The organism is Pseudomonadota bacterium, assembly GCA_018823135.1.
Classification (GTDB): domain Bacteria; phylum Desulfobacterota; class Desulfobulbia; order Desulfobulbales; family CALZHT01; genus JAHJJF01.
The window spans coordinates 1-10,903 of sequence record JAHJJF010000149.1 but is presented as its reverse complement, the minus strand read 5'-3'; the positions used below and the strand labels follow the sequence as shown (position 1 = coordinate 10,903).

Sequence of the window (10,903 nt, the reverse complement as noted above, 5' to 3'; positions counted from 1 at the left end):
GGAAGAACGGCTTAGATTGAGTGCTTATGTTTGTTAGACTGTAGATGTGTCTTTTATTGGTTTTATGATGACAGCGTTTTTTTTGATTAAGCTTCTAATTTCAGAGAATTTTTTTCCTATTTACTTCTTGTATTTATCTTCTTTATATTTTATTTTGTTATGAAAATGTAACAAGGGTAACTTGTTTGAAAGATAATAGAATCTGGAGGAGTTAAAATGCTGAATAGCCAAAAAGGTTTCACCCTCATCGAGTTGATTATGGTAATTGTTATTCTTGGCGTGCTTGCGGTTGTTGCCGTGCCCAAGTATCAGGATCTTTCAACCGAGGCGAAAGTCGCCGCTGCTAATGGAGTTTATGCCGCAGCCGAGGGGGCAGCCGCAATTAACTTTGCTACCAGACTGGTCAGTCCTTCTATGGCTACACCAATTACAACTGGTGCTTTGCTTATTGCAGCCATGGACGGCACACCGAAAGGATGGGCCCCTTCAGGTGCTACAATATCTGACTCCACTTCCACATATCATATTGGAATTACCACAGGTGAAGGCCCAGGCAATAAAGCAAAACTTGCAAAATCCGGTTTTTAATTGATATCGTTTAAAAGTTCTTTAAGCGCCAACTCACTTATTTTAATGAGTTGGCGCTTTTTTTTATTTCCACCCCCTCGGATACCAGAAAGCGGCGGATGACTTCGCTTTTCTCTTCATCCCCTCCTGCCTCAAGCATATAATATATTCTTTCCCATGCGTCATATTTTGCCGGATAATACGTAACAATTTTAAGATAAATGTCATAGGCTTGTTCCGGTCTTCCCGTCGCAATATAGAGATTGGCAAGCTCTTTATTGATCATGACCCAGGGGAAAATATCTTTCCGGGGGGTAGTGCGTAAGGCGTCTTTCAGATATTCTTCAGCTTTTTCATATTTTTTTTCCTCTTTCGCCAGCAGGGACATGATCATCAAACCGATATAATGCTGAGATTCATCGGGCATTCTGGTGAGGATGATCTCTGCAAGCTCTTCTGCCGCCGTAATCCTCCCCTGATCGATATAATTGAGTCCAACCCAGTAATAGGTGTCGGTGTGCGGGCCGAATTTATCAACCATGGTTTTGAAGGCGGTGAGCGATTCCGCATGCATTCCCTTGAAGTAGTAAGAGCAGCCGAGATTATAGAGGATATTTTTTGCTTCCTTGGGCGGCGCGGTTTTCAGCCCTTCTTCCAGAAGTGCAATTGCTTTATCAAAATTTCCCTGGTCCATTAAGTGGGCCGCCTGATTATTCAGCGCCCGTTCCTGGGTTGCGCCACGATTGACATCAGCGGCCCAGAGAATATCAGCACTTGCCCATTCGATATTTCTTTCAATAGTCCAGTAAGACCATACTGCAAGGACGAATAGAAAAACGACAGAGAGTCTGCGAATTGCTGCAGGCGGCAGAACCATGATGATGCCGCATATCAGGAAAACAGAAGACAGATAGATTCTATGGATAAAAGCAATTTCGAGACTCAGGAAGGTTGACTCCACGGCCAGGGTCAGAAAAAAGAACAGGATTGCAAACGAAAAATAAGGGAAACGGTGTCGGACTCTGAATGCAATTATCCAGGTTACGAGCATGGCGATAAGCCCGGTTATTGTGGTCAACGGCTGGAATAATCCCTTGGAAATCGGCACATCATAGGTGAGATGGAGGTGTGCAGGGAGCGGGAAAAAGAATAACCCCAGATAATGCCAGACTACCCGCCATTCGGTCATTACTCTTTCCCAGGGCGAAAAGTTCCTGTTGGGATATTGCAGTGACCAGTCTGGAAACTGCCATCCCATCAGAAAAAAAGAGACCGTTGCCGTAACGCTTACGGCCAGGAAAAGTATCAGTAAATGCCTGCCTGAAAATTGATACTTATAAAAAACAAAGCCAAGCAGCAGGATGGCAAAAGGCATGGTGATGGCAATTTCTTTGCTCGCCATGCCCAGGATAAAACACAGCAGGATCAGCGCAACAGCTCGAAAACGTGAAACCGCGCCGCTTTTATACAGGAGGAAACAATACAGTGCTGCCAGGTAAAAAAGAGTTGCCAGGGAAGTCATCCTCTGGACAATATAGGTGACGGCCTGGGTCTGTACCGGATTAACGGCCCAGAGGGCTGCGGACCAGAAGGCAAGATCCCTATGGTTCATTGAACCGTGGGCATCCTGTTGTGGGCTGTGGCTGGTTTTGAGTGACAGTAATAATGCTAAAAGGCTGTAGAGCAAAAGGGTGTTGGCGATATGAATGAGGATATTGACGACCCGGTAGCCGATAACGTTGAGATCATCAATAAGAAAATTTGCGGCAAAACTGAGCATTGCCAACGGCCGGTTGCCGCTGATTTCGGAATGCAAGGCAGAAAATATTTCAGAAAGTTTTTCCGGATGGACTGCAGAGTTAAAAACGATATTTATATAATCATCAAAGATGAATCGTACGTTCAGGGATGGGTAGTAAATAATGATGATTAAAAAGGAGAGTACAACAAAGTGGATGTATCGCTGGATGAGCGAATTTGTAAACGTGAATTTCATTATCAACGCATGACATTCATCATGTTCCACATGGGCATGAAAATGGCGAGTGCGATGAATCCCACCATGACCCCCATGAAAAGAAGGAGTAAGGGTTCGATCAGTGTGGAAAGGTTTTTGATCGTATAGTCGGTCTCGATTTCATAATAATCAGCGACCTTGTCCATCATTGTATCAAGCTGGCCGGATTCCTCGCCCACTGCAACCATCTGGACCACCATGGCCGGCAGCAGAGGATGTTTATTCATTGCTTCATGCATATTCATCCCTTTTTCAACATTATCCGTAACATCTTCAATCATTCGAAAAAGAATGATGTTTTCCAGTGCTGTTGATGCCAGTTTCAGGGTTTTTATTATATCAATACCGCTCTTGGTCAGAACGGCAAAAACTCTGCAGAATCGGGACATGTATATCTTTATATAGAGGTTGCTGAAGACAGGCGTTTTGAGTATCAGGGTATCCCGGGCGATGATGAATCCCTCATAATTCAAGGCGATGCGGTATGAAACACCCATAAGTATGATGCTGCCGATGATTAAAAGATAATGGTTGGCAAACAGGCTGCTGATGGAAATAAGAATTTTGGTGGGAAGAGGCAGGGCAACCTTGGATTTGGCAAAGAGCAGGATAAATTTGGGAACAACAAAAGTCATCAGAAAGAAGACGGCGCCGAATAATGCAGATACTACTATCTTGGGATACCGCGTCGCGGATTTTATGCGTTCCCGGATGTCTTTTTCGTTTTCGTATAGAACGGCTAAATAGCTAAAAGAATTATCAAGATTGCCTGATTCTTCACCAATTTTGATGACGTTTTGAAACAACTGGTTAAATGCTTTGGGAAATCTTGAGAAAGAATTACTTAAACTTTCGCCTCCCTCGACATTCGCTGAAACATCTAGAATAATTTGCGCAAGTTGTGGATTGGTAATCTGCTTACCCATGATTTTCAAGGCCTGTAAAACCGTAACCCCGGCGCTGAGCATTGTTGAAATCTGCCGGCAGAAAAGGATTCGATCCTCAATGGTGATTCCCTGCAGGCGTTCCCGCAAAGTGGGTTTGCTTTGCTGGGCGGCGTCACTTCCGGCAATAATATGGATATCAACCGGGCTTAAACCCTGTTTGTGGAGCCATTGCTCAACCTCCATGGCTAATTCGGCAGTATGGGTGCCGTTGACAGCATTGCCCAAGGAGTTTATCGCTTCATATTGGAACAGGGGCATTTCGAATTAGTCCTTGGAGTCCATTGTGACGCGGAGAATTTCGTCCAGTGATGTCGTGCCGTTTAATACCTTGGCAAGTCCTGTCTCCCGAAGAGATTCAAAGCCTTCTTTGATGGCCTGACGATACAGTTCGTGGCTTGAAGCCTTAGTCATTATCAGGGCTTCAAGGTCTTTTGAAATCGGCAGAGTCTCGTAAATGCCAAGCCTGCCGCGGTAGCCGTTTTGTTCACACTTGTTGCAGCCTTTGGGACGATAGAAGACTCTGTTTTCCTGTATATCAATGCCAAGTTCTTCCTGGACCGCCACCGGAGCTATGAAAGATTCACGGCAATCCGGACAAAGTTTTCGTACCAGGCGCTGGGCAAGGACCATTCCAAGGGAGGAGGCGATGAGAAAGGGCGGAATGCGCATATCAATCAATCTGGTAATTGAGCCGCAGGCATCATTGGTATGCAGGGTTGAAAGAACCAGATGCCCTGTTAGAGCCGCCTGGATGGCGATTTCTGCAGTTTCTACATCACGGATCTCACCGATCATGACGATGTCCGGGTCCTGGCGCAATATAGACCGCAGTGATGTGTTAAATGTAAGATCGGCCTTGGGGTTTACCTGGACCTGGTTAACCCCTTCAAGTTCATATTCCACCGGATCTTCCACAGTAACAATGTTTTTTTCAACACTGTTCACATAGTGGAGTGCCGCATAAAGTGTGGTTGTTTTGCCGCTGCCGGTTGGCCCGGTCACCAGCATGATTTCGTGGGGATGATGAAGATGTCTTTCAAAGATTTCCTGTTGCACCGGTTCAAAGCCCAGGTCTTTCATGGCGATTTTGATCTTGGATTTGTCCAGGAGGCGCATGACGATTTTTTCGTACGGGTTTAAAGGCAGGGTGGATACACGGACATCGAAGGTTTTGCCTGAAACCGGAATTTCAAAGCGGCCGTCCTGAGGTTTCCGGCGTTCACCGATATCCTGATTCGAAAGTATTTTTATTCTCGATATGATGCTCGGATGCATTGAGAAAGGATATTCCCGGGCTTTTCTGAGAATGCCGTCGACCCGAAAACGCACCCGCATTTTGTCATCAGAAGGCTCAATATGGATATCACTCGCCTCTTCCCGCACTGCTTGAAGAAGAATATCGTTTACCGCCTTGACCGCTTCGGAGTCATCGCCCGCATCTTGATCAACGGCAGAGCCTTCTTCTTTATCAGAATAGAGCCGGTCAATGGCGGTTAGAATACGGGATTCAACTCCGACACAGGTAATCAGCCGTCCCTGGATAAATTTACTTACTTCATCGCTTGCAAAAATATTAAGCGGGTCGGCAAAGGCGACGAGAATCTCTCCAGGCCTTTTCCCGAGGGCGATTACCTTGTATTTTCGGGCAACCAGTTCCGGAATCAGTTTGACGATTTCCGGATCAACAACAATCTTTTCAAGGTCAACAAAGGGAATTTTAAGTTGTTTTGCCAGTGTTTCGGCGATGGCAATATCATTTACAAAACCGAGCTCCATCAGAGCCTGGCCAAGCTTAAGATTTTTTTCCCTGCCGTATTCCAATGATTGCTTGAGCTGGGTTGCAGAAATCAGACCACCATCTACGAGCATATCACCAAATCGTTTTTTTTCTACAGGAGCTGCCATATCGAGTTTAGATCTCCTTCAAAAAGATTCAAAGCCGTATTCAAAAAAATAAAGTTTGAAGATGTTAATGCCTCTCATGGCTCTTTGCAGAGTATTTCAGAAACCTGAAAATTGTTTTGATGACAGAACCCAGATAATTATCGCAACAAGAAGTGTTGCAGTGAGTATCCAGGGAAGTCTGCGAAGCCAGAAGGTTTTGTCGAAACGGTTCATATTGAGGGATTCAGCTGCTTCTTTAATGATTTTCGGATTGAACCCCTGACTCTGACAGGCATAGGCAACCAGAAGGCTGCGATTCATCAGTTTATTGATCAGACGCGGCACTCCGTGAGTAAAACGCCAGAGTGACCGGGTTGTTTTATTGTCTAAAACCAGGTCGCCACGACCGGCCTTATTCAAGCGGAAGTTGATATATTGAAACATCTCGGTTTTGGATAAAGGATTTAAGGTTTCCATCACCGTAACTCGTTGCAGAAGTTGCCTGAGGCTGGGTTTTTCTATTTTTTCGCGGAGTTCCGGTTGTCCAACGAGAAGAATTTGGAGCCATTTCTGCTTATCGGATTCAAAGTTGGAAAGCAGTCGTAACTGTTCAAGACTCTGCTCCGGCAGGTTCTGCGCTTCGTCAATAACCACGAGTAGCCGTTTTTCAGATCTGGATAACTCGTACAAATAGTCGTTCAGGACTGTGAGAAGGTAGTCCAGGCTATGTTTATTATTTATTTTTTTTTCTACACCAATGTCGGCAAGTATTGCCAGAAGAAGCTGTTTGGGAGTCAGATGGGGAGAGATAAGAAAAGCGGTTTCAAACTGATCAGTCATTTCGGACATGAGGAACCGCAGGAGCATGGTTTTGCCGGTGCCGACTTCACCGAGTATTATGATGAAACCTTCTCCCTGATGAAGACCAAAGCGGATCACTTCACTCAATGACGTATGATTTGAGGATGGAAAAAAGAAATCCCTGTCCGGTGTCAACCGAAAGGGATCTTCAGTGAAATCGAAAAAAGCGAGATGTTTCATCTGAGTTGTTGCTTCAATCGCTTGCATTTGTCTCTTCTTGTGCAGTCTCCCCGTCGTCGTTTACCTTCGAAGCAGATTCTTCATTTGATTTATCGGGAATAAGAGAATCATGGGGCTTTAACTCTTCCTTGTATGTTTCCGCCTTTATTTTCTTAGGTAAGCCGGCCTGCATGTTGACAATTGTTGGAGTAATAAAAACCAGGAGTTCGGATTTATCATGATTTTTCTCAGAATTTTTAAAGAGATTTCCAAGAAGAGGAATTCTTGAAAGTCCGGGAACACTGCCGTCCTGGTTGTCGGTTGTCTGGAGCAGGATTCCACCTATAACCACCGTAACCTTGTCTTCAAGGAAAAGGTTGGTGGTAATTTCCTGTTTGTTGATGAGTGGCTCGCCACCGGCGCTTGACTGGTCGACACTGTCATTGGTGACATTGACATCAAGGACAATATAGCTGTCTTTGATAATCTTTGGAGTAACTTTTAGGCTTAAATTCGCTTCCCGGAACGAAGTAGTTAACAGGTCACCTGACTGGACGACGTAAGGAACCTCTTTGCCCTGCTTGATTTCCGCTTCCTTGCCGTCAATTACCAGAATGCTTGGCGCCGAGAGGATCTGCAGCATATCTTTTTCCTGCAGGGCCAGTAAATCAATGTTGAGATTGAGATTGTCGCGGATAAAACCGATGGCAATATCCGATGAACTCGGGGTAACGGAAAGATCGACACCCGCCGAAAGAGGATTTCTGGTGCTGAGATTATCGTAGCCCCATTTAATTCCCAGTCTGCGTCGTGCTTCCTGGGTACTGGAAACTATTTTTGCTTCAATGTGCACCTGCGGCAGAGGCGTGTCGAGTTCCTTTAGAACCGCTTCTATTTTTCGGATATTGTCCTCTCGGTCCTTGACGAGAATGCAGTTGCCCCGGTTTGATGAAGTGATTGAGCCGTTTTTTCCTGATAATGGTTTCAGTTGCGGAATATATTCCGCCGCATTGCCGAAATTTGTGCACAGCGTCTCGTTGACGACATCTTTTTCGGTTTTCTCGAAATCGGCCAGTTTCTCAATGTAGACAACGTTGTCTTTTACAGTGTAATGGAGTTGTTTTGCCGTGATGATGACATGAAAAATGTCATGCATGGTCAAATTGTCCATGTCAATGGTGATTGTTCCATCGATATTATCAGCTACAAAAAAGTTTATTTCAGCCTGCCGGCCAATAGCCCGCAACAGGGAAGAGACCTTGAGATTTTCGCCGCGAATTGACGCCGGCCGGTCTTTGAGTTGGTCCAGGGGGGAGGCGGATACGGTTGAAGCAATCAGGACAGACAGGAAAATATTCAAAAATACAGCCTGTACAAGATATCTGTAAAACCAGCTGGAACCTATGCAAATAAAATTCGTTCTACATTGCATTGAAAAACCTCATGGGCATAAACCCTGCCCTTAACGTATGGTGTATTGTAATTATTAACATGGGCCATGGGTATCACAAGTATTTATTTGTTAATTGGATCCAGCATAAATACTTCAATTTTTTCCTGGAATTCAAGGGTGTGCTGCTGTCTGCCGCTGACAAGTGTAACTTCATTTTTGTTAATTGTTAACACATAAACATTACCGATGCTGTCTCCTTCCTTGACGGTGAGGTTGTTGATAATCGCCATGGGAGTTTGTTTATCCCAGATGATCCCGGTAAGATCGAGTCCCTTGAATGTGGTATCTTCCATGCCGACTTTCTCCTGAACTTTGAAGCGGTCGATCTGCATGGGAACCCAGTTAAAAGGGTCTCGGAGTTCTTCAGCTTTCTGCGCGAGTTGCGCCAGAGAGGGAAGCCGGTCATCGCGCAGGGTAAGTACCTGGAAAGTTTCTCCGCCGTAAGCTATGGGCGCAGCAATTAGGATTGCAGACAGTACAATCAATATTTTGGAAAATAACCGGCGCATACTGTTCAGATGATTTCCTTGAGGGTGATTCTGCTTACTGTAATTGAAAAACTGACCTTGGCCTGGTCATATTTATCTGAAACCGGCATACTTTCCAGATTAATATTGTTTATATCGCCGATTTCAGGCTGTTGTTCAATATACTGCAGATACGTATATATATCCCGGAAGTCTCCGGACCCCGTGAGGATTACCGGCTGGAATTCAAAGCCTGCCTCACTGACCGGATTGGAGAGTTCCATCTGGTTGAGCTTCCCTTCGAGATGGACGGGTGCAGAGGGGAGCAGGGTGAAAATAATATCGGAGAATCTTCTTGTATCACCGATTTTTTCCCAGTTTTCCCTGATGTAATCTTTTTGAAGTTTCAAAATGTTGATTTTCTCTTCAAGGGTCTTTTTGCTTTTACTTAACATTAAAAATTGAGAAGAGAATCCGGAATCAAGTGCGGCTGGCGCCCGCTGTATTGTCTCGTTTTTCTGGGCAATTTTTTGCTCGACTTTAATTTTCAGCGGGTCGAGAAGTAACGATGTGCCGCCATAAAAAAGAGTAAAGCAGACAATGATACCCAGAGTAATCTGTCTGAGTTCCACGCGGAATCTGGCATCATTTCTTACCAGATAAATTAATTTTTTTATCTGGTAAGGAGCTGCTTTTATGACGGAAATTAGTTTCATTGTTATCAATAAAAAATTCTAATGATCACTTAATTCAAAAAAGACATTAAAAGTAAATCGCTCTGTGTTGCTCTGGGGATTTTTGCCGATATCCTTTAAAATTGCATTACGAAAATAAGGCTGTGCATTGAGGCTGGTGATCAGACCCGGCAGATCTTTGTATTCAGCTGATGCCCCTGATATTTGTCCGGTTGTGCCATGGAGCAGAATTGTGTTGCATTTGATTGAAGCCGGGAGGGATCTGATGATTCCTCCCAGGACTTGTGTGTATAATTTTTTTTTACGCTTTGGTTCGGAGATCCTTTCGACAAGGAGGCGGAGCTGTTTTTCTTCATTGTTCAGTATCTTGATATCACTGACGAGTTTTTGTGACATTGCCTGCATCTGCTGGGCCTTGTTTATTTCGCTTTCTAATTTGGTGAGTTCTTTATCAATCGTCATGATCTTTTTTTCAAGGTGCAGTTTTTCCACATAAAAGAAAAGGACGAGGGCGCTGGCAACGCAAACCAGAACCAGCGGGGCGCTTTTTCTAATCTTTTCGTGCAGCGGGATCTGAGGGACTAAATTAATTCTATCCAGCATATTATGCATACCACCGGGTGCCGGCACCTGAGCAGATGGCGTTTAAAAGATTGGTTGAAACATCGGCACTTGCAAGATTTGTTTCCGGAAACTGCAAGATATCGGCGCCAAGGGATTCCATGATCGTTTCCTGTAAGTCATTCCAGCAATCGCCGGCCCCACCGACAACGATATGTTTGATGGCATCTCCTTTCTGGACCGTCCCGTAATAATCCCGCGTGCGCATGATTTCAAGGCTGATAGTCTGAAGATAATTATCCCATGCGTACCTGGTTTGTTGCTCTTCTGATAAAACAGGTTGGACTGTAAAGTCTATATTGGAGATAATTTCCGTTTCGGTCTCTTCAAGTGCAAGAGGATTTTCCTGGTTTAAGGATGAGCCGGTTTTGTCCTGTGTCTCGGCTGCATCACCAAACAAATTAAAACTATCAAGGAGATCATCTATAGCGTTCTGGGACAGGACGCCTTCATTCTTTACTTCAATTTCATTATCACCGATGATTTTTTCCCCTTCATCGGTGTAGACAACTTTTTTTGAAATGCCGGCGGTATCATTTTCTTTAATGAGTGTGTCATTAATGCTTATGTATGGTGTGTCCGGTCGCTTGGAAACGACTGTTCTGGTGAGTGTCAGCAGATTTTTTTCAAGTACGCCGATTGTGATATTATGGGACCAGAGTAGCGCACAGAGCGTTGTTTCGTTTTTGTTGAATAACTCATGCTTGTCTAGAAAGGCGAAGGCGGAAAAAATGTCGGCCTCGATATAGGTTATGCTGACTTGAAAATTATTAAATGTTTCGCGTAAATGATTGAAGAGCGAAACCGGCAGGAGATATACATTAAGATGCATTCGATCCTTGACTCGAAAATTAATCTGCCAGTCAAAGATATAATCTGAAAGGGGTTTATCAAGTGTTTTAGAAAGGTGATAGGGAAGGGTCTTGTCAATCGCCCCCTCCGGCATTGAAGGCAGGTATATGGAGCTTATTTCAAAGAAATGCAACGGTAAGGCAATGGATAATTCCCCTTTAATATCCGTGATATTTTCCAGGAGTTTGCTCAGTGTTTGTTTGTCCTTGAGAGATCCTTCCGCCCTGGATAGAATTTTCACACCAGGGACGCCGCCGGCAGACTTCAAAATCTCTGCAAGAATTGAAGTCGAGCTATCCCCGACAAGGGCGAGATGTCTTTTTTTTCTGAGGCTGAATCTCATTTCATCTTCTTTTTTGGCTTCTTACAATAATCAAAGG

10 protein-coding genes are annotated in these 10,903 nt (G+C 44.5%); 1 reads left to right on the top strand and 9 read right to left on the bottom strand.

Annotation, left to right across the window (positions count from 1 at the left end; genetic code table 11):
- The first annotated feature begins 216 nt into the window (after positions 1–216).
- Positions 217–588, top strand: coding sequence for a prepilin-type N-terminal cleavage/methylation domain-containing protein (locus KKE17_15300; protein ID MBU1711366.1), 372 nt, complete (start codon positions 217–219; stop codon positions 586–588).
- Between the two features lie 37 nt (positions 589–625).
- Here the strand turns inward: KKE17_15300 and KKE17_15295 are convergent, their stop codons facing one another.
- From KKE17_15295 to KKE17_15255, 9 genes are all read right to left on the bottom strand, one after another.
- Positions 626–2,563, bottom strand: coding sequence for a tetratricopeptide repeat protein (locus KKE17_15295; GenBank protein ID MBU1711365.1), 1,938 nt, complete (start codon positions 2,561–2,563; stop codon positions 626–628).
- A 2-nt stretch (positions 2,564–2,565) separates the two neighbouring features.
- Positions 2,566–3,789, bottom strand: coding sequence for a type II secretion system F family protein (locus KKE17_15290; GenBank protein ID MBU1711364.1), 1,224 nt, complete (start codon positions 3,787–3,789; stop codon positions 2,566–2,568).
- 6 nt (positions 3,790–3,795) lie between these two features.
- A complete protein-coding gene (gene tadA / locus KKE17_15285) occupies positions 3,796–5,436 on the bottom strand; it encodes a Flp pilus assembly complex ATPase component TadA (GenBank protein ID MBU1711363.1) in 1,641 nt (546 codons plus the stop codon).
- A 96-nt stretch (positions 5,437–5,532) separates the two neighbouring features.
- Positions 5,533–6,483: an AAA family ATPase gene (locus KKE17_15280; protein MBU1711362.1), complete on the bottom strand. Its 951-nt coding sequence runs from the start codon at positions 6,481–6,483 to the stop codon at positions 5,533–5,535.
- Positions 6,470–7,795 (bottom strand): hypothetical protein, encoded by a 1,326-nt coding sequence (locus KKE17_15275; protein ID MBU1711361.1) that lies wholly within the window; start codon positions 7,793–7,795, stop codon positions 6,470–6,472. Before KKE17_15275 ends, KKE17_15280 begins: the two co-directional genes overlap by 14 nt.
- Before the next feature lie 155 nt (positions 7,796–7,950).
- Positions 7,951–8,397, bottom strand: a complete 447-nt coding sequence (locus KKE17_15270) for a hypothetical protein (protein ID MBU1711360.1) — start codon at positions 8,395–8,397, stop codon at positions 7,951–7,953.
- Between the two features lie 5 nt (positions 8,398–8,402).
- A complete protein-coding gene (locus KKE17_15265; GenBank protein MBU1711359.1) occupies positions 8,403–9,071 on the bottom strand; it encodes a hypothetical protein in 669 nt (222 codons plus the stop codon).
- An 18-nt stretch (positions 9,072–9,089) separates the two neighbouring features.
- Positions 9,090–9,653 (bottom strand): hypothetical protein, encoded by a 564-nt coding sequence (locus KKE17_15260; protein MBU1711358.1) that lies wholly within the window; start codon positions 9,651–9,653, stop codon positions 9,090–9,092.
- A gap of 1 nt (position 9,654) precedes the next feature.
- Complete coding sequence (locus KKE17_15255) at positions 9,655–10,866, bottom strand: hypothetical protein (protein MBU1711357.1); 1,212 nt, start codon at positions 10,864–10,866, stop codon at positions 9,655–9,657.
- Between the last annotated feature and the right edge of the window lie 37 nt (positions 10,867–10,903).

Excerpts from the sequence above, each read along its gene's own strand:
- KKE17_15270 (MBU1711360.1), bottom strand. The coding sequence starts at position 8,397 with ATGCGCCGGTTATTTTCCAAAATATTGATTGTACTGTCTGCAATCCTA.
- KKE17_15280 (MBU1711362.1), bottom strand. The coding sequence starts at position 6,483 with ATGCAAGCGATTGAAGCAACAACTCAGATGAAACATCTCGCTTTTTTC.
- KKE17_15295 (MBU1711365.1), bottom strand. The coding sequence starts at position 2,563 with ATGAAATTCACGTTTACAAATTCGCTCATCCAGCGATACATCCACTTT.
- KKE17_15265 (MBU1711359.1), bottom strand. The coding sequence starts at position 9,071 with ATGAAACTAATTTCCGTCATAAAAGCAGCTCCTTACCAGATAAAAAAA.
- KKE17_15300 (MBU1711366.1), top strand. The coding sequence starts at position 217 with ATGCTGAATAGCCAAAAAGGTTTCACCCTCATCGAGTTGATTATGGTA.
- KKE17_15290 (MBU1711364.1), bottom strand. The coding sequence starts at position 3,789 with ATGCCCCTGTTCCAATATGAAGCGATAAACTCCTTGGGCAATGCTGTC.
- tadA (MBU1711363.1), bottom strand. The coding sequence starts at position 5,436 with ATGGCAGCTCCTGTAGAAAAAAAACGATTTGGTGATATGCTCGTAGAT.
- KKE17_15255 (MBU1711357.1), bottom strand. The coding sequence starts at position 10,866 with ATGAGATTCAGCCTCAGAAAAAAAAGACATCTCGCCCTTGTCGGGGAT.
- KKE17_15260 (MBU1711358.1), bottom strand. The coding sequence starts at position 9,653 with ATGCTGGATAGAATTAATTTAGTCCCTCAGATCCCGCTGCACGAAAAG.